The sequence below is a fragment of the Stenotrophomonas sp. YJH_SMC_57 genome, from assembly GCF_059369755.1.
This window is the reverse complement of record NZ_JCAFSZ010000003.1, coordinates 319,226-336,848: the sequence shown is the minus strand read 5'-3', so window position 1 is coordinate 336,848 and position 17,623 is coordinate 319,226. Positions and strand designations below refer to the sequence as shown.

The 17,623-nt window shown below is 66.4% G+C and carries 16 protein-coding genes; 8 read left to right on the top strand and 8 right to left on the bottom strand.

Annotated elements, in window-relative coordinates:
• Positions 1-163: 163 nt before the first annotated feature.
• A complete protein-coding gene (glmS, locus tag AC5P7U_RS05620; protein ID WP_049456529.1) occupies positions 164-2,002 on the bottom strand; it encodes a glutamine--fructose-6-phosphate transaminase (isomerizing) in 1,839 nt (612 codons plus the stop codon).
• Between the two features lie 203 nt (positions 2,003-2,205).
• Between glmS and AC5P7U_RS05615 the strand changes: the two genes are divergently transcribed.
• The 7 genes from AC5P7U_RS05615 to AC5P7U_RS05585 all read left to right on the top strand — a co-directional run bounded on the left by AC5P7U_RS05615 (position 2,206) and on the right by AC5P7U_RS05585 (position 9,990).
• Positions 2,206-3,483: an efflux RND transporter periplasmic adaptor subunit gene (locus AC5P7U_RS05615; RefSeq protein ID WP_197563971.1), complete on the top strand. Its 1,278-nt coding sequence runs from the start codon at positions 2,206-2,208 to the stop codon at positions 3,481-3,483.
• A 35-nt stretch (positions 3,484-3,518) separates the two neighbouring features.
• Positions 3,519-4,244 (top strand): ABC transporter ATP-binding protein, encoded by a 726-nt coding sequence (locus AC5P7U_RS05610; protein ID WP_006471290.1) that lies wholly within the window; start codon positions 3,519-3,521, stop codon positions 4,242-4,244.
• Between the two features lie 10 nt (positions 4,245-4,254).
• A complete protein-coding gene (locus AC5P7U_RS05605; RefSeq protein WP_197563972.1) occupies positions 4,255-5,553 on the top strand; it encodes an ABC transporter permease in 1,299 nt (432 codons plus the stop codon).
• Between the two features lie 20 nt (positions 5,554-5,573).
• Positions 5,574-6,791 carry an ABC transporter permease gene (locus AC5P7U_RS05600; protein ID WP_006471293.1) on the top strand — a complete coding sequence of 406 codons (1,218 nt, stop codon included), beginning with the start codon at positions 5,574-5,576 and terminating at the stop codon, positions 6,789-6,791.
• Position 6,792: 1 nt separating this feature from the next.
• Positions 6,793-7,173: a PDZ domain-containing protein gene (locus tag AC5P7U_RS05595; RefSeq protein WP_006471295.1), complete on the top strand. Its 381-nt coding sequence runs from the start codon at positions 6,793-6,795 to the stop codon at positions 7,171-7,173.
• Positions 7,174-7,294: 121 nt separating this feature from the next.
• Positions 7,295-8,641, top strand: a complete 1,347-nt coding sequence (locus AC5P7U_RS05590; RefSeq protein WP_006471296.1) for a sigma-54-dependent transcriptional regulator — start codon at positions 7,295-7,297, stop codon at positions 8,639-8,641.
• Entirely contained in the window at positions 8,638-9,990 is a 1,353-nt protein-coding gene (locus tag AC5P7U_RS05585; RefSeq protein ID WP_006471298.1) for a sensor histidine kinase, read from the top strand. The genes AC5P7U_RS05590 and AC5P7U_RS05585 overlap by 4 nt, the downstream gene beginning before the upstream one ends.
• 56 nt (positions 9,991-10,046) lie before the next feature.
• Here the strand turns inward: AC5P7U_RS05585 and AC5P7U_RS05580 are convergent, their stop codons facing one another.
• Together AC5P7U_RS05580 and glmU are read right to left on the bottom strand one after the other, a co-directional pair.
• Positions 10,047-10,580: a GNAT family N-acetyltransferase gene (locus tag AC5P7U_RS05580; protein WP_006471300.1), complete on the bottom strand. Its 534-nt coding sequence runs from the start codon at positions 10,578-10,580 to the stop codon at positions 10,047-10,049.
• Positions 10,549-11,916: a bifunctional UDP-N-acetylglucosamine diphosphorylase/glucosamine-1-phosphate N-acetyltransferase GlmU gene (gene glmU / locus AC5P7U_RS05575; RefSeq protein ID WP_006471302.1), complete on the bottom strand. Its 1,368-nt coding sequence runs from the start codon at positions 11,914-11,916 to the stop codon at positions 10,549-10,551. The genes AC5P7U_RS05580 and glmU overlap by 32 nt, the downstream gene beginning before the upstream one ends.
• A gap of 83 nt (positions 11,917-11,999) precedes the next feature.
• Between glmU and AC5P7U_RS05570 the strand changes: the two genes are divergently transcribed.
• The gene (locus tag AC5P7U_RS05570; RefSeq protein WP_049456536.1) at positions 12,000-12,386 is read left to right on the top strand and encodes a GtrA family protein; all 387 of its coding nucleotides are present in this window, start codon (positions 12,000-12,002) and stop codon (positions 12,384-12,386) included.
• Positions 12,387-12,562: 176 nt separating this feature from the next.
• On the opposite strand, the gene AC5P7U_RS05565 is transcribed toward AC5P7U_RS05570, so the two are convergent.
• The 5 genes from AC5P7U_RS05565 to AC5P7U_RS05545 form a co-directional block, all read right to left on the bottom strand.
• Complete coding sequence (locus AC5P7U_RS05565) at positions 12,563-12,985, bottom strand: F0F1 ATP synthase subunit epsilon (RefSeq protein ID WP_006471332.1); 423 nt, start codon at positions 12,983-12,985, stop codon at positions 12,563-12,565.
• A 113-nt stretch (positions 12,986-13,098) separates the two neighbouring features.
• On the bottom strand, positions 13,099-14,505 hold the full coding sequence (gene atpD, locus AC5P7U_RS05560; RefSeq protein WP_006471333.1) for a F0F1 ATP synthase subunit beta: 1,407 nt from the start codon (positions 14,503-14,505) through the stop codon (positions 13,099-13,101).
• Between the two features lie 37 nt (positions 14,506-14,542).
• The gene (gene atpG, locus AC5P7U_RS05555) at positions 14,543-15,406 is read right to left on the bottom strand and encodes a F0F1 ATP synthase subunit gamma (RefSeq protein WP_006471334.1); all 864 of its coding nucleotides are present in this window, start codon (positions 15,404-15,406) and stop codon (positions 14,543-14,545) included.
• 97 nt (positions 15,407-15,503) lie between these two features.
• Positions 15,504-17,051 (bottom strand): F0F1 ATP synthase subunit alpha, encoded by a 1,548-nt coding sequence (gene atpA, locus AC5P7U_RS05550; protein ID WP_008266965.1) that lies wholly within the window; start codon positions 17,049-17,051, stop codon positions 15,504-15,506.
• A gap of 44 nt (positions 17,052-17,095) precedes the next feature.
• Positions 17,096-17,623 (bottom strand): F0F1 ATP synthase subunit delta, encoded by a 528-nt coding sequence (locus tag AC5P7U_RS05545; protein ID WP_006471336.1) that lies wholly within the window; start codon positions 17,621-17,623, stop codon positions 17,096-17,098.

Genomic DNA, 17,623 nt, shown 5'->3' with positions numbered 1-17,623 from the left:
CGCCGCTGAATACAGGCGGCATTGCGCATTAAAGATTGATCGCGCCCTGCCGCAGGCGGACAGAACGACCGGTGGCTGTCCCACTTGATGCGGTTACCTGCGCAAACGAAAGGGGGCCACATGGGTCCCCTTCGTGTACCGCATCCAGGTCGAGCAGCCGGCGTTACTCCACCGTCACGCTCTTGGCCAGGTTGCGCGGCTTGTCCACGTCAGTGCCGCGCGCCAGCGCGGTGTGGTAGGCCAGCAGCTGCACCGGAATGGTGTGCACGATCGGGCTGAGCACGCCGGCGTGGCGCGGCGTGCGGATCACGTGCACGCCTTCGGACTCGTTGAAGTTGCTGTCCTGGTCGGCGAACACGAACAGCTCGCCACCACGGGCGCGCACTTCCTGCATGTTCGACTTCACCTTCTCCAGCAGGCTGTCGTTGGGGGCGATCACCACCACCGGCATGTCCTCGTCCACCAGCGCCAGCGGGCCGTGCTTCAGCTCGCCCGCCGGATAGGCTTCGGCATGGATGTAGGAGATTTCCTTGAGCTTGAGCGAGCCTTCCAGCGCGATCGGGTAGTGCAGGCCGCGGCCCAGGAACAGCGCGCTGCTCTTGCGCGCGAAACGCTCGGCCCATGCCGCGATCTGCGGCTCCATGTTCAGTGCATGCTGCACGCTGCCCGGCAGGAAGCGCAGCTGCTCCAGGTAGTCCGCTTCCTGTGCTGCGTCGATGCGGCCACGCAGCTTGCCCAGCACCACGGTCAGCTGGAACAGCGCGGCCAGCTGGGTGGTGAAGGCCTTGGTCGAGGCCACGCCGATCTCGGCACCGGCGCGGGTGTAGCAGACCAGCTCGCTGGCGCGCGGGATCGCACTTTCCGGCACGTTGCAGATCGACAGCGTGTGCTTGTGGCCGAGCGACTTGGCGTACTTCAGCGCTTCCATCGTATCCAGCGTTTCGCCGGACTGGGAGATGGTGACGATCAGGTGCTTCGGGTTCGCATAGGCCGCGCGGTAGCGGTACTCGCTGGCGATCTCCACGCTGCACGGCAGGCCGGCGATGGCTTCGATCCAGTAGCGCGCGGTCAGGCCGGCGTAATAGCTGGTACCGCAGGCGATGATCTGCACGCCTTCGATGCCCGACAGCACCGCTTCGGCGTTCTTGCCGAACAGCTCGGCCGGGAAGCCACCGGCGTCGATTGCCGCCTCGATGGTGTCACCCAGGGCGCGCGGCTGCTCGTGGATTTCCTTCTGCATGAAGTGGCGATACGGGCCCAGCTCCAGCGATGCCAGCGACACGTCGGACAGATGCACGTCGCGCTCGATCGGCTGATCGTGCTCGTCGAAGATGCGCACACCGTCGCGGCGGATCTCGGCCGTGTCGCCCTCTTCCAGGAAAATCACCTTGCGGGTGGCCGAGATCACGGCCGAGACATCGGAGGCAACGAAGTTCTCGCCTTCACCCAGGCCGATCAGCAGCGGGCAGCCCATGCGCGCGCAGACAAAGCGCTCCGGCTCGGCACGGCTGACCACGGCCAGTGCGTAGGCACCGGTCAGCTCCTTCACCGTGTGCTGCAGCGCCACCAGCAGATCGTCGCCATCCTTCAGGTGATGATGGATCAGGTGCGCGATGACTTCGGTGTCGGTCTGCGACTCGAAGGTGTAACCCAGCGCGCGCAGCCTTTCGCGCTGCTCTTCGTGGTTCTCGATGATGCCGTTGTGCACCAGCGCCACGCCCTGGCTGATGTGCGGATGCGCATTGGCCTCGGTGACGCCGCCGTGGGTGGCCCAGCGCGTGTGGCCGATGCCCAGCACCGCATTGAAGCCTTCAGCCTCGGCCGCCGTGGCCATTTCCGACACACGGCCGGTACGGCGCACGCGACGCACCTCCGGCCGTTCGCCCTGATCGATCACGGCGATGCCCGAGGAATCGTAACCACGGTACTCAAGGCGCTTGAGGCCCTCGATCAACACCGGCACTACGTCGCGATCGGCGATCGCACCCACGATTCCACACATGTCACGCAATTCCTTGAAGACGATCGGCGCATTCTAGCCTGCGTGTCCGGGTTCCCCCTCCTGTCCGCTTAATGAAAGTGTCCGGAAAGGTGTCCGCGGACACCCGGACATCGCTACGGACCCGACAAGCCATTGATCTGAAACAGAATAAAGTTGGCACGCTACGTGCTTGGTATTGGGTACCACCGCAAGGCACGCATCCGATGATCCGCGACACTTCCGCCCAGGACCAGATCGTTTCCTCCGCACCGGCCAGCGCCACCCGCGCCAACTGGCACCGCTACCGTTGGCCGGCGGCGGGCGCCCTCGTGCTGCTGGCCGGCATCGGCTGGGCCGTGCACGCCTGGTCCAACGCCAGCCGCTCCTTCGACAGCAGCCGCGTGCGCATCGCCGAAGTGAAGCGGGGCGACCTGGTCCGTGACATCGCGGCCGACGGCCGGGTGATCGCCGCCAACAGCCCGATCCTGTACGCCATCTCGGCCGGTACCGTGGACCTGAAGGTGGTTGCCGGCGACGTGGTCAAGAAGGGCCAGGAACTGGCGGTCATCGACAGCCCGGAACTGCGCAGCAAGCTGGCCCAGGAACAGGCCACCCTGGCCGGCCTGGAAGCCGAGGCCAGCCGCGCAGCGCTGGACGCGACCCTGGCCCGCGCCAAGTCGCGCAAGGAAACCGACCAGGCCACCATCGAACGGCAGGCCGCCGACCGCGACCTGCAGCGCTACCAGCGCGGCTACGACGGCGGTGCGGTGCCGCAGATCGACCTGGCCAAGGCCAAGGACTCGCTGAAGAAGGCCGACATCACCCTGGCCAACGCCACCACCGATGCACGCCTGCAGAGCCAGGGCGCCGACCTGGACGCACGCAACAAGCGGCTGCTGGCTGATCGCCAGAAGGCCGTGGTGGCCGAAGTCCAGCGCCAGGTCGATGCACTGACCCTGCGCGCGCCGTTCGATGGCCAGGTCGGCCAGGTGCAGGCGATCCAGTCCACCAACCTGGCCGCCAACGCACCGGTGCTGGGCGTTGTCGACCTGTCCAAGTTCGAAGTCGAGATCAAGGTTCCGGAGAGCTTCGCCCGTGACCTGGCGATCGGCATGCCCGCACAGCTGACCGGCGGCAACGGCCAGCCGTTCCCGGGCGAGATCAGCGCGGTGTCGCCGGAGGTGGTCAACGGCGAGGTCAACGCCCGCGTGCGCTTCGCCAGCGCGCAGCCGGAGGGCCTGCGCCAGAGCCAGCGGATGTCGGTGCGCGTGCTGCTCGATACCCGCAGGAACGTGCTGAAGGTCGAGCGCGGCCCGTTCGTCGAACAGGGCAACGGCATCGCTTACGTGATGGATGGCCGCACCGCCGTGCGCCGTCCGGTGGAACTGGGCGTCAGCAGCCTGGGCGAAGTGGAAATCAAGTCGGGTGTGCAACCGGGCGACCGCATCGTGGTCTCCGGCAGCGACCTGTTCAAGGACGCCGAACGCGTCTCCGTCAACTGATACCTGAACCCTGAATCCTGGAGAGAGGACACCCCATGTACATGCTCGAAATGCGTTCGGTCGCCAAGGTCTTCCGCACCGAACAGGTGGAAACCCACGCACTGCGCTCGCTGGAACTGCAGGTCAAGGAAGGCGAGTTCGTCGCCGTCACCGGTCCGTCCGGCTCCGGCAAGACCACCTTCCTCAACATCGCCGGCCTGCTGGAAACCTTCACCAGCGGCACCTACATGCTGGACGGGCAGGACGTGAGCACGCTGGGCGACGATGCCCGCAGCCGCCTGCGCAACCAGAAGATCGGCTTCATCTTCCAGGGCTTCAACCTGATCCCCGACCTCAATCTGTTCGACAACGTCGACGTACCGCTGCGCTACCGGAAGATGAGTGCCAACGAACGCCGCGAGCGCATCGAGAAGGCACTGAGCCAGGTCGGCCTCGGCTCGCGCATGAAGCACTACCCCAACGAGCTGTCAGGCGGCCAGCAGCAGCGTGCCGCGATCGCACGCGCCCTGGCCGGCAGCCCGCGCCTGCTGCTGGCCGACGAACCGACCGGCAACCTGGATACGCAAATGGCACGCGGCGTGATGGAGCTGCTGGAAGAGATCAATGCGGCCGGCACCACCATCGTGATGGTCACCCACGATCCGGAGCTGGCCGCACGTGCGCAGCGCAACGTGCACATCGTCGACGGCCAGGTGACCGACCTGGTGCGTGAGCCGGTGCTGGCCACGCCCGTGCGCCACATCGTCGCCGTCAACGAGTGAGGGCACGACCATGTTCGCCTACTACGCCCGACTGGCGGCGCGCAGCTTCCGCCGCAACAAGGTCCTGACCGCACTGATGGTGGTTGCCATCGCACTCGGCATCGGCGCCTCGATGACCACGCTGACCGTCTTCCACGTGCTGTCCGGCGACCCGATTCCCGGCAAGAGCGATCGGCTGTTCTACGTGCAGCTTGATGCCGCGACCGGCGCCTACGTCGCTGGCGAAGAGCCGGAAACCCAGTTGACCCGCTTCGACGGTGAAGCGCTGCTGCGCGAAGCCAAGGGTGAGCGCCAGGCGCTGATGAGCGGCGGCGGCGGCACCATCGAGCCGGACAACAGCACGCTCAAGCCCTTCAGCATCGACACCCGCTGGACCTCGGCCGACTTCTTCCCGATGTTCGAGGTGCCCATGCAGTACGGCCGGCCGTGGACGCGGGAGGACGATGAAGGCCGCGCACGCGTGGTGGTCATCTCCAAGGCGCTCAACGACAAGCTGTTCCAGGGCGCCAACAGCGTGGGCCGCGACCTGCGCATGGAGGGCCAGAGCTACCGCATCGTCGGCGTAATGAAGGAATGGAGCCCGGAGCCGCACTTCTATGACCTGACCACCGGCAGCTACGGCAAGAACGAAGACCTGCTGCTGCCGATCTCCACCTCGTTCGACCTGAAGCTCGGCAACAACGGCAACATGAACTGCTTCGGCGAAAATCCCGACGGCAACAGCTACTCGCTCAATGCGCCGTGCGCCTGGCTGCAGTACTGGGTGGAACTGGACCCGTCCAAGGCCGCCGACTACCGCCGCTACCTGGAAAACTACTCGACCCAGCAGCGTGAGGCCGGCCGCTTCAAGCACCCGCCGAACGTGCGCCTGCGCACCGTGATGGAATGGCTGGACTTCAACGGCGCAGTACCCAGCGACGTGCGCCTGCAGCTGTGGCTGGCACTGGGCTTCCTCGGGGTCTGCCTGGTCAACACGGTGGGCCTGCTGCTGGCCAAGTTCCTGCGCCGCAGCGGTGAGATCGGCGTGCGCCGTGCCCTCGGTGCCAGCCGCGGCCAGATCTTCCTGCAGTGCCTGGTGGAAGCCGGCGCAGTCGGCGTGGTCGGCGGCGTGCTCGGCATCGGGCTGGCCCTGCTCGGCCTGTACGCGGTGCGCCAGCAACCGGTGGACTACGCGCAGCTCGCTCATCTGGACGGCAGCATGCTGCTGCTCGCACTGGGCCTGACCCTGTTCGCCAGCCTTGCCGCCGGTTTCCTGCCGGCCTGGCGTGCGATGCAGGTCACCCCGGCCATCCAGCTCAAGTCGCAGTAAGTACCGGAACGAGGACTCCCATGGACATCCGCCCCATCCTCAGCACCCTGCGCCGGCACAAGACTGCTGCCGCCCTGATCGTGCTGGAAGTCGCCCTGACCTGCGCCATCGTCTGCAACGCGCTGTTCCTGGTCAGCCAGCGCGTCGACAAGATCAGCATGCCCAGCGGCATCGCCGAGAACGAACTGGTGATGCTGCGGGTCAGCGGCATCGGCGAGCAGACCAACGCCATGGCACGCACCCGCGAAGACCTGGCGGCACTGCGCGCGATTCCCGGCGTCACCAGTGCCACCATCATCAACCAGGTGCCGTTCCGCAACGGCTCCTCCAGCAGCAGCATCTCCCGCGAGGTCGACCAGGAGCGCCCGACCACGAATGCGTCGATGTACACCCTGTCCGAAGGCGGCCTGGGCACGATGGGAATCAACCTCATCGCAGGCCGCGACTTCCTTCCCGGCGAGTACATCGAGTTCAAGGACGCCTCCAAGGGCGGTGCCAAGCAGAAGGCCGTTCCCGTGATCCTCACCCAGAGCACTGCCGCGAAGATGGAGCCCAACGGCAGCGCGCTGGGCAAGACCTACTACATGGGCAAGCAACCCTTGAACGTGGTCGGTATCGTCGACACGCTCAGCACGCCCAATGGCTGGAACGACAACTGGACCAATTCGATGCTGCTGCCGCTGCAGCGGTCCTTCGACGAAGGTGGCACGTACGTGCTGCGGACCGATCCGGCACGACGCCAGGAAGTACTCGATGCTGCCGCCGCGGCGCTGGAACGCATCGACCCGAACCGGCTGATGCGCGACAAGCTGACCTACGAGGACCAGCGCAAGGACTACTTCAAGAACGACCGCGCAATGGTCGGCCTGCTGGTCACCGTGTGCGTGTCGCTGCTGGTGGTCACCGCGCTGGGCATCATCGGCCTGGCCAGCTTCTGGGTGCAGCAGCGCAGCAAGCAGATCGGCATCCGCCGCGCGCTCGGCGCTACCCGCGGGCAGATCCTGCGCTACTTCCAGACCGAGAACTTCCTGCTGGCCACACTGGGCATCGTGCTGGGCATGCTGGCGGCCTACGCCATCAACCTCGCCCTGATGAACATGTACGAGCTGCCGCGCATGCCGCTGTATTACCTGCCACTGGGTGCGCTGCTGCTGTGGGCGCTGGGCCAGATCGCGGTGTTCGGGCCGGCGCGGCGTGCTGCAGCGGTACCGCCGGCGGTTGCCACGCGGGGCGCCTGAGATGCGCGCCTGCTGGCTGCTGCTGATGCTGCTTCCATCCCTGCCGGCCCTGGCCGGCAGCAGCAGCGCGCAGACGCTGGAGTGGCGCCAGCAGGATGCACGGCTGGCGCTGCGCTCGACCGAAGGCCAGGTGCGGGTGGAAGCCGCTGCCCCCGAAGCCCGCTTCGGCGTGCGCAGCGGTGACCGCATCCTGCGCGTGGATGACACCGCCGTGCGCAGGATCGAGCATCTGACCGAAGCCCTGCGCCACTCCACCGCCCCCACCGCCTACCTGTTGCTGCGCCGCGACAGGCGCGAACTGACCGTACCGGTGAATGCGGCTGCCTGGCGCCTGGCACTGGTTGCTCCGCCGCCGCCGCCACCGCCTCCTCCGCCGCGGTAAGCCCGGACCGCGCCTGCGGCCACGGGTTTGGCTATGCTTGATGGGTGGCGCCGGGCTCTCCCGGCGTGTGGACACGAACGGCTCCAACGGCGCCGCCCATCCCTTTCTGCAGAACCGCTTGATGCCTTCGATCCTGATCATCGACGACAACGCCAGCGTGGGTACCGCGCTGGACGTGCTGTTCTCCCTGCACGACATCGACACCCTGCAGGCACAGAGCCCGACCGAGGGCCTGGCACTGCTCGAGTCGCAGCCGGTCGACCTGGTGATCCAGGACATGAATTTCAGCGAGGACACCACGTCCGGAGAGGAAGGCGAGGCTCTGTTCGCGCAGATCCGCGAACGCCACCCGGACCTGCCGGTGATCCTGCTCACGGCCTGGACCCATCTGAGCAGCGCGGTGGACCTGGTCAAGGCCGGTGCCGCCGACTACCTGGCCAAGCCGTGGGACGACCGCAAGCTGCTGACCACGGTCAACAACCTGCTGGAGTTGTCCGAGGCACGTCGCGAACTGGACCGGCGTCGCAGCCGTGAACTGCGCCAGCGCAACGCACTGGAAGAGAAGTACGACCTGTGCGGCGCCGTGTTCGCCGACCCGGCCAGCGAGCGTGTCATCGCCCTGGCCTGCCAGGTCGCGCGCTCGGAGCTACCGGTGCTGATCACCGGTCCCAACGGCGCCGGCAAGGAGAAAATCGCGCAGATCATCCAGGCCAATTCGCTGGTGGCCAAGGGCCCGTTCATCACCGTCAACTGCGGTGCGTTGCCATCGGAACTGATCGAAGCCGAACTTTTCGGCGCCGAGGCCGGTGCCTACACCGGCGCCAACAAGGCACGCGAGGGCAAGTTCGAAGCGGCCGACGGCGGCACCCTGTTCCTCGACGAGATCGGCAACCTGTCGCTGGGCGGGCAGATGAAGCTGCTGCGCGTGCTGGAAACCGGCCGCTTCGAGCGCCTGGGCTCCAACCGCGAGCGCCAGGTCAAGGTGCGCGTGGTCAGTGCGACCAATGCCGACCTTCCGGCCATGATCCGCGACGGCACCTTCCGCGAAGATCTCTATTACCGCCTCAACACGGTGGAACTGGTGCTGCCGCCACTGGCCGAACGCCCGGGCGACATCGTGCCCCTGGCCGAGCGTTTCCTGGCCACCGACAAGCCACTGTCCAGTGCCGCGGCCACTGCGCTGCAGCGGCATCCGTGGCCCGGCAATGTGCGTGAACTGCGCAATGTGATCCAGCGCGCCCAGCTGCTGGCCACCGGCAGCCGCATCGAAGTGGCTGACCTCAACCTGCCGCGCACCGCGGCGGCACCGCGCCCGGCACCGGGTGCCGGCAATGATCCTGATCGCGCGCGCATCGAAGATGTGCTGGCACGCAACCATGGCGTGATCGCGCAGGCCGCGGCCGAGCTCGGGCTCAGCCGCCAGGCGCTGTACCGGCGCATGGACCGCCACGGCATTCCGCGCGAATGAAGCGGCGCTCGTTCACCTTCCGCCTGTTCCTGCGCCTGCTGCCGGTGCTGGCGCTGGCCGCCGCGTTGCCGTGGCTGCTGGCGTACTGGATGGATCACGGCTGGGTGATCACCACGGTATCGACGCTGGTCCTGCTGTCGCTGATGTGGTGGACCCTGCGCCGCGCGACCGCACCGGTGCGCTCGCTGATGCGCGCCCTCTCCGGCACCACCAGCAGCTACCGCGATGGCGAGTACAACTTCGGCGTGCACTGGCCGGGCAATGACGAGCTGGGCGACCTGGTGCAGGCACACCGCGAGCTGGGCGATGTGCTGCGTGCGCAGCGGCAAGGGCTGGTGCAGCGCGAACTGCTGCTCGACACCATGGTGCAGAACACGCCGGTGGCGATGCTGCTGATCGCGTCCGGCGGCGATGGCATCGCCCGCGTGGTGTTCTCCAACCTGGCCGCGCGCAAGCTGCTGCACGGCGGCTGGAAGCTGGAAGGCCAGCGCCTGGAAGATGTGCTGGAACAGGTGCCGGTGGAGCTGCGCGACGCGATCGCCCGTGGCGGCGACAGCCTGTTCGCGGTGCATGCCGAAGGCGAGGACGGCGACGAGGACGACGAGCAGGTCTACCACCTCTCACGCCGCGCGTTCCAGCTCAACGGCCGCCCGCACGACCTGCTGCTGGTACGCCTGCTGACCGCCGAACTGCGGCGCCAGGAAGTGCAGACCTGGAAGAAGGTGATCCGGGTGATCAGCCACGAACTCAACAACTCGCTGGCGCCGATCGCTTCGCTGGCCCATTCCGGCGGCGTGCTGGTGCAGCGCGAACGCTTCGACCGGCTGCCGGAAATCTTCACCACCATCGAAGACCGTGCACGCCACCTGGAGGGCTTCATCCGTGGCTATGCGCGCTTTGCCAAGCTGCCGCAGCCTCAGCTGCAGACCGTGCACTGGGCGCCGTTCCTGTCCAGCCTGCGCCAGCAGATTCCGTTCACCATGGAGCACGAGCCGGACGAAGCGCTGAGCAGCCGCATCGACATCGCGCAGTTCGGGCAGGCGCTGTTGAACCTGCTGAAGAACGCGCACGAAGCCTGCGCGGAAGCCGATCCGCCCAATGATGACGTGCAGGTGCAGCTGACACGGCTGCCGCAATGGCTGCGCCTGGACGTGCTGGACCGCGGCAAGGGCATGAACGAGCAGGTACTGCAGAACGCACTGATGCCGTTCTATTCGACCAAGCGCAATGGCACCGGATTGGGGTTGGCGCTGACCCGCGAGATCGTGGAGGCGCACGGTGGGCGGGTGTCGCTGCAGAATCGCGGCGATGGCGGGTTGTGCGTGTCGATCCTGCTGCCGGCGGGTTGAGCCGGCCGATGGGGTAGATCCACGCCATGCGTGGATGTGCCGACCAAGCTCGGCACCTACCCAACCCGTCGCATCGCCACCCGCACGTGCATCGGAAACCCGAGCGCAGCCTCTTCGGCCATGACGGCGCGCAGGCCGTCGCTCCACTCCGCCTCAGGCACTATGTCGAAGCCTTCGCTGGCATAGAAGGCCGCATTCCACGGCACGTCGGACAAGGTGGTCAGCACCGCTGCAGCAAAGCCGGCGGCCCTGGCCTGCGCCAAGGCATGCCGCAGCAATGCACGGCCATGGCCTCGACGCGCATGCGCGGGGTCCACATCCATCTGCAGGACATGGAACTCGCCACACAGCGCGCCGCCCAGCAGATAGCCGGCGATGCCACCGTCAGCCGCATCCACGACCCATAGCTGCCGGCGCTCAAGGCCGTCCTGCAGTGTCGGCAGATCCAGGCCGTGAGCGGCAAATACCGGATAGGCTTCGTGACCCTTCAGCCGTTCGCCAGCGCGCTGCTCGATGCCCGGCAGCACGCCGAGTTCATCGGCGCGCGGAATGCGGGGCTCAGGACTTCTTGAGCGGGCGCTTCCAGCCATCGATGGTTTCCTGCCGTGCGCGTGCCAGGGTCAGCTTGCCGTCCGGCGCGTTGCGGGTGATGACCGAACCGGCGGCGATGGTCGCGCCTTCGCCGATGGTCACCGGCGCCACCAGCGAACTGTTGGAACCGATGAACGCGCTGTCGCCAATGGTGGTGGTCGACTTGTTCACGCCGTCGTAGTTGCAGGTGATGGTGCCGGCACCGATGTTCACCCTGCTGCCGATCACCGCGTCGCCCAGGTAGGTCAAATGGTTGGCCTTGCTGCCGACGCCGAGGGTAACCTTCTTGGTTTCGACGAAGTTGCCGACGTGCACGCCATCGGCCAGCACGGTACCCGGGCGCAGGCGCGCGAACGGGCCGACCAGCGCAGCACCCTCGGTGACCACGCCTTCCAGATCGCAGTGCGCGCGCACTTCCGTGCCCGGCCCGAGGTTGACGTCCTTCAGGCGGTTGAACGGACCGACGGTGACGCCGTCGCCGAGCACGACGGTGCCCTCCAGGACCACATCGACATCGATCAGCACGTCACTGCCCACGCTGACCGTGCCGCGGATGTCCAGACGCGCCGGATCACGCACGCGCGCCCCCTGCGCGCACAGGGCACGTACCGCGCGCCGCTGCCAGGCGCGCTCCAGCTGTGACAGCTGCCAGGGATCGTTCGCGCCCTCGGCTTCCTGCGCGTCGGCGACCAGCGCCATTTCGGCCGGGGTGTACTCGTGTGCAGCAAAGGCGAAGACATCCGTCAGGTAGTACTCGCCCTGTGCGTTACTGTTGGAAAGCTGCGACAGCCAGCGGCGCAGTGCGGTCGACTCGGCCGCGATGATGCCGGTATTGATCGTGCGCACGCGCAGTTGATCGTCAGTGGCATCCTTCTGCTCGACGATCGAGCCGACCTTGCCCTCGGCATCGCGCAGCACGCGGCCATAGCCGGTCGGGTCGTCCACCTCGGCGACCAGCACCGCCAGGCGGCCCGGCTGCGCCAGCAGGTCACGCAGGGTCTGCGCGCGGATCAGCGGCACGTCGCCGTACAGCACCAGCACCTGTGCGGCATCGGGCACCTGCGGCATTGCCTGCGCCACCGCGTGACCCGTGCCCAGCTGCTGGGCCTGCTCGGCCCACTGCAGGTCAGGGTGGCCCGCAAAATGCTGCCGCACCGCTTCACCGCCATGGCCGTAGACCACGTGGATGGCGGCAGGCTGCAGTTCGCGTGCCGCGGCGATCACATGTGCCAGCATCGGCTCGCCGGCGATCGGCTGCAGTACTTTCGGCAGCACCGATTTCATGCGCTTGCCTGCGCCGGCGGCGAGGATGATGACGTGCAGGGGTTGGGTCATGGCAACGGCAATCTATGGTTCGTTGCCGATGATTCTAGTGCGTGGGCCGCTAACATGGGGGCCTGCCCGTCTTCATCCCAGCCATGAACCTGCTCCGCCAGGGAAGCGCCTACCTCATCATCGGCGCACTGCAGCTGCTGCTCGACTGGGCGGTGTTCGTGTTGGCCACGGCGGCAGGCCTGCCCGTGGTACCGGGCAACCTGGCCGGGCGCCTGGCCGGCATGCTGCTGGGTTTCTGGTTGAACGGGCGGATCACCTTCGCCACGGCCGATGGCCAGCAACGGCTGGGCTGGCGCCGCTTCGCGCGCTTCCTGCCCCTGTGGCTGCTGCTCACCACGGCCAGCACGCTGCTGGTATCTGCCGCGGATCATGCGCTTGGCCTGCAGTACGCCTGGCTGGCCAAGCCGCTGGTGGAAGGCGGCCTGGCCGTGATCTCGTTCCTGTTGCTGCGACAGGTCGTGTATCGCTGATACGAGGTGGGGATCGGGATCTGTAGAGTCGACTGTCAGTCGACTGCTTTTCCATCAGGCCGCGAAAAACCCGCGCTGCTCGCGATAGTCGACCAACGGTCGACTCTACCCAGTGCGGTTGGCATCAACAAAAACGCCGGCGCAGGGCCGGCGTTCTCGTGGGTGCAGCGCGAACCTCAGTGCTTGAGGGTCTTGCGCAGGCGTTCCAGCGCCTGCAGCTGCACCACTGCCTCGGCCAGCTTCTGCTGGGCTTCGGCAATTTCCATGGCTTCACCACGGTTGGCCAGGATGCGCTCGGCTTCTTCCTTGGCCTTGCGGACCGAGGCTTCGTCGATGTCCTGCGCGCGGATCGCGGTGTCGGCCAGCACGGTCACCACCTGCGGCTGCACTTCCAGGATGCCGCCGGAAATGGCGAAATCCAGCTGCTCGCCGTTCGGCGTGGTCACCACCACCTTGCCCGGCTTCAGGCGGGTGATCAGCGGCGCGTGCTTGGGCGCGATGCCCAGTTCGCCCAGCTCACCGGTGGCCACGACCAGGGTCGCTTCGCCACGGAAGATTTCCTGCTCGGCGCTGACGATGTCGCAACGGATCGTGCTCATGCAAATCTCTTCGCTGTTCGCGGCGGCGCAATGCCACCGTGGGAGTCCACCGGTGCGGGCGGTTGCCCGGCACCGGCGTCAGGTCGGGCAGGATCGCTCCCGCCGGTCCCGGATCAGGCCTTCTCGGCCATCTTCTTGGCCTTCTCGACCGCTTCTTCGATGCCGCCGACCATGTAGAACGCCTGCTCCGGCAGGTGGTCGTACTCGCCATCGACGATGGCCTTGAAGCCACGGATGGTGTCCTTCAGCGGCACGTACTTGCCCGGCGAACCGGTGAACACTTCGGCCACGTGGAACGGCTGGCTGAAGAAGCGCTCGATCTTACGGGCGCGCGACACGGCCTGCTTGTCCTCTTCGGACAGTTCGTCCATGCCCAGGATGGCGATGATGTCCTTCAGTTCCTTGTACTTCTGCAGGGTCTGCTGGACGCGCTGGGCGGTGTCGTAGTGCTCGTGGCCGATGACCAGCGGGTCCATCTGGCGGCTGGTGGAGTCCAGCGGATCGACGGCCGGGTAGATACCCAGCGAGGCGATCGAACGCGACAGGGTCACGGTCGAGTCCAGGTGGGCGAAGGTGGTTGCCGGCGACGGGTCGGTCAGGTCGTCCGCGGGAACGTAGACGGCCTGGATCGAGGTGATCGAACCGTTCTTGGTCGAGGTGATGCGTTCCTGCAGGACGCCCATTTCCTCGGCCAGAGTCGGCTGGTAACCCACGGCCGACGGCATGCGGCCCAGCAGTGCCGACACTTCGGTACCGGCGAGGGTGTAGCGGTAGATGTTGTCGACGAACAGCAGGACGTCCTTGCCCTTGCCGTTTTCGTCCTTCTCGTCGCGGAAGTACTCGGCCATGGTCAGGCCGGTCAGGGCGACGCGCAGACGGTTGCCCGGCGGCTCGTTCATCTGGCCGTACACCATCGCCACCTTGTCGAGGACGTTGGAGTCCTTCATTTCGTGGTAGAAGTCGTTGCCCTCACGGGTACGCTCACCCACGCCGGCGAACACGGACAGACCGCTGTGCGCCTTGGCGATGTTGTTGATCAGTTCCATCATGTTGACGGTCTTGCCGACGCCGGCGCCGCCGAACAGGCCGACCTTGCCGCCCTTGGCAAACGGGCACATCAGGTCGATGACCTTGATGCCGGTTTCCAGCAGTTCGGTGGCCGGGGACTGGTCTTCGTACGACGGGGCCGCACGGTGGATTTCCCAGCTGTCGCTGGCGGCCACCGGGCCGGCTTCGTCGATCGGACGGCCGAGCACGTCCATGATGCGGCCCAGGGTGCCAGCACCGACCGGCACGGAGATGCCGCGGTTGGTGTTGGTGGCGATCAGGTTGCGCTTCAGGCCGTCGGTGGAACCGAGGGCGATGGTGCGCACCACGCCGTCGCCCAGCTGCTGCTGGACTTCAAGGGTGATTTCGGTGTTGTCGACCTTCAGTGCGTCGTACACCTTCGGCACCGACTCACGCGGGAATTCGACGTCGACGACCGCGCCGATGATCTGAACGATCTTGCCCTGACTCATTGCTGCATCCTCTAATGTGTGCTTTGAACGAACGCGGTCAGACTGCTGCCGCGCCGCCGACGATTTCGGAGATTTCCTGGGTGATCGCTGCCTGGCGCGCCTTGTTGTAGACGAGCTGCAGGGTGCCGATCAGCTTGTTGGCGTTGTCGCTCGCCGCCTTCATCGCAACCATGCGTGCGGCATGCTCGGAGGCGACGTTTTCCAGCAGTGCCTGGTACACCAGCGACTCGATGTAGCGCGTCATCACGTGCTCCAGCACGGTCGCGGCATCGGGTTCGTACAGGTAATCCCAGTCGTGGTGAGCGACCTGCTTCTCAGCCGGCGGCAGCGGCAGCAGCTGATCGAAGCTGGCCTTCTGCGTCATGGTGTTCACGAAGCGGTTGTAGACCAGGTACACGCGGTCGACCTTGCCTTCGGTGAAGGCGTCGAGCATGACCTTGATCACACCGATCAGCGATTCCAGCTTCGGCACGTCGCCGATGTGGGTCACGCTGCCGACCATGTTGACCTTCACCCGGCGGAAGAAGGTCGATGCCTTCTGGCCGATGGTCACCAGGTCCACTTCGGCACCCTTGTCCTGCCATGCCTTGGCTTCGCCCAGCATCTTGCGGAACAGGTTGTTGTTCAGGCCGCCGGCCAGGCCGCGATCGGAGGAGATCACGATGAACCCGACCCGCTTGACCTGCTCGCGCTCGACCAGGAACGGATGCTGGTAGTCGGTGCTGGCCTGGGCCAGGTGGCCGATCACCTGCTTCATCGCCTGCGCGTACGGACGCGAGGTCTTCATCCGATCCTGCGCCTTGCGGATCTTGGAGGCCGAGACCATTTCCAGGGCGCGCGTCACCTTGCGGGTGTTCTGCACGCTCTTGATCTTGGTTTTGATTTCGCGTCCGCTTGCCATCTCTTGTTTCCCGTGGCGCGGGGCTGCTGCCCCGCGTTGTTCAACCGTTTGTCATCTGGTCCAGCGGAGCCGGTGGCTCCGCTCTACAGGACCGCGATTACCAGCTGCCGGTGGTCTTGAACTCGGCGATGCCCTTCTTGAAGGCACCTTCGATGTCGTTGTCCCAACCGCCGGTGGCGTTGACCTTGCTGACCAGCTCGCCCTGGGTGTTGGCGAAGTGGGCGTGCAGGCCTTCTTCGAACGCCAGCAGCTTGTTGACCGGCACGTCGTCGAGGTAACCCTCGTTGACGGCGTAGATCGACAGCGCCTGGTTGGCGATCGACATCGGCGCGTACTGCTTCTGCTTCATCAGCTCGGTGACGCGCTGGCCACGCTCCAGCTGCTTGCGGGTCGCTTCGTCCAGGTCCGAAGCGAACTGCGCGAACGCAGCCAGCTCACGGTACTGGGCCAGCGAGATACGGATGCCGCCCGACAGCTTCTTGATGATCTTGGTCTGGGCCGAGCCACCGACGCGCGACACCGAGATACCGGCGTTCACGGCCGGGCGGATGCCGGCGTTGAACAGGTCGGTTTCCAGGAAGATCTGGCCGTCGGTGATCGAGATCACGTTGGTCGGAACGAAGGCGGACACGTCGCCGGCCTGGGTTTCGATGATCGGCAGCGCGGTCAGCGAACCGGTCTTGCCGGTGACCTTGCCTTCGGTGAACTTCTCGACGTATTCCTCGGACACGCGGGCAGCGCGCTCGAGCAGACGGGAGTGCAGGTAGAACACGTCACCCGGGTAGGCTTCACGGCCCGGCGGGCGCTTCAGCAGCAGCGAGATCTGGCGGTAGGCCACGGCCTGCTTGGACAGATCGTCGTACACGATCAGCGCGTCTTCGCCGCGGTCCATGAAGTACTCACCCATGGTGCAGCCCGAGTAGGCGCTGATGTACTGCATGGCAGCCGATTCGGAAGCGGTCGCGGCCACCACGATGGTGTGGGCCAGCGCGCCGTTCTCTTCCAGCTTGCGCACGATGTTGGCGATGGTCGAAGCCTTCTGGCCGATCGCAACGTACACGCACTTGATGCCGGTGCCCTTCTGGTTGATCACCGCATCGATCGCCATGGCGGTCTTGCCGGTCTGGCGGTCACCGATGATCAGCTCGCGCTGGCCACGGCCGATCGGGATCATCGCGTCGACCGACTTGTAACCGGTCTGCACCGGCTGGTCGACCGACTTGCGCCAGATCACGCCCGGAGCAACGCGCTCCACCGGAGCGGTCAGGTCGGTGCCCAGCGGGCCCTTGCCGTCGATCGGCTCGCCCAGCGCGTTCACGACGCGGCCCAGCAGTTCCGGACCGACCGGCACTTCCAGGATGCGGCCGGTGGTCTTGGCGACGTCGCCTTCGCGCAGGTGCTCGTAGTCACCCAGGACCACGGCGCCGACCGAGTCGCGCTCCAGGTTCAGGGCCAGGGCGAAGGTGTTGTTCGGCAGTTCGATCATTTCGCCCTGCATCACGTCGGCCAGACCGAAGATGCGCACGATGCCGTCGGACACGCTGGTCACGGTGCCTTCGTTGCGCGATTCCGCGGCCAGCTTGACCTTCTCGATGCGGTTCTTGATCAGTTCGCTGATTTCGGAGGGGTTGAGCGTGGTTGCCATCGTCAAGTCCTAGTGCCGGCAGCGGGGCCGGACGTTAAATGAATTCAGTTAGCGAGCGCGGTCTGCAGACGGGCCAGCTTGCCCTTCAGCGAACCATCGATGACCACGTCGCCGGCGTCGATCACGGCGCCGCCGATCAGCGAGGCATCGACCGCGGTGGTCACGTCGACCTCGCGGTTGAAGCGCTTGCGCAGCGCGACCTTGATCGCATCCAGCTCACCGGCCGACAGCTCGGCCGCCGAGGTCACGGTGGCCTTGACCACGTGCTCGGCTTCGGCGCGCAGGGCATCGAACATGCCGGAGATTTCCGGCAGCAGCGGCAGACGATGCGAGTCGGCCAGGATGGCCAGGAAGCGCGAGTAGGTCTCGCCGTGGGTCACCGGCGCCAGCAGGGCGACGGCGTCGTCACGGCCCAGCTCCGGGTTGGCGAGCAGGGCCGCCACGCGCGGGTCGGCGGCGACGTGGGCGGAGAACGCCAGGGCGTCCGACCACGGCGCGAACGCGCCTTCGTCGCGCGCGGTCGCGAACGCGGCGCGGGCGTACGGGCGGGCAAGCGTGAGGGCCTGGCTCAT

Bases quoted from the DNA above. Each gene is read 5' to 3' on its own strand.
- glmS (WP_049456529.1), bottom strand. From the start codon at position 2,002: ATGTGTGGAATCGTGGGTGCGATCGCCGATCGCGACGTAGTGCCGGTG.
- AC5P7U_RS05615 (WP_197563971.1), top strand. From the start codon at position 2,206: ATGATCCGCGACACTTCCGCCCAGGACCAGATCGTTTCCTCCGCACCG.
- AC5P7U_RS05610 (WP_006471290.1), top strand. From the start codon at position 3,519: ATGTACATGCTCGAAATGCGTTCGGTCGCCAAGGTCTTCCGCACCGAA.
- AC5P7U_RS05605 (WP_197563972.1), top strand. From the start codon at position 4,255: ATGTTCGCCTACTACGCCCGACTGGCGGCGCGCAGCTTCCGCCGCAAC.
- AC5P7U_RS05600 (WP_006471293.1), top strand. From the start codon at position 5,574: ATGGACATCCGCCCCATCCTCAGCACCCTGCGCCGGCACAAGACTGCT.
- AC5P7U_RS05595 (WP_006471295.1), top strand. From the start codon at position 6,793: ATGCGCGCCTGCTGGCTGCTGCTGATGCTGCTTCCATCCCTGCCGGCC.
- AC5P7U_RS05590 (WP_006471296.1), top strand. From the start codon at position 7,295: ATGCCTTCGATCCTGATCATCGACGACAACGCCAGCGTGGGTACCGCG.
- AC5P7U_RS05585 (WP_006471298.1), top strand. From the start codon at position 8,638: ATGAAGCGGCGCTCGTTCACCTTCCGCCTGTTCCTGCGCCTGCTGCCG.
- AC5P7U_RS05580 (WP_006471300.1), bottom strand. From the start codon at position 10,580: ATGGCTGGAAGCGCCCGCTCAAGAAGTCCTGAGCCCCGCATTCCGCGC.
- glmU (WP_006471302.1), bottom strand. From the start codon at position 11,916: ATGACCCAACCCCTGCACGTCATCATCCTCGCCGCCGGCGCAGGCAAG.
- AC5P7U_RS05570 (WP_049456536.1), top strand. From the start codon at position 12,000: ATGAACCTGCTCCGCCAGGGAAGCGCCTACCTCATCATCGGCGCACTG.
- AC5P7U_RS05565 (WP_006471332.1), bottom strand. From the start codon at position 12,985: ATGAGCACGATCCGTTGCGACATCGTCAGCGCCGAGCAGGAAATCTTC.
- atpD (WP_006471333.1), bottom strand. From the start codon at position 14,505: ATGAGTCAGGGCAAGATCGTTCAGATCATCGGCGCGGTCGTCGACGTC.
- atpG (WP_006471334.1), bottom strand. From the start codon at position 15,406: ATGGCAAGCGGACGCGAAATCAAAACCAAGATCAAGAGCGTGCAGAAC.
- atpA (WP_008266965.1), bottom strand. From the start codon at position 17,051: ATGGCAACCACGCTCAACCCCTCCGAAATCAGCGAACTGATCAAGAAC.
- AC5P7U_RS05545 (WP_006471336.1), bottom strand. From the start codon at position 17,623: ATGAGCCAGGCCCTCACGCTTGCCCGCCCGTACGCCCGCGCCGCGTTC.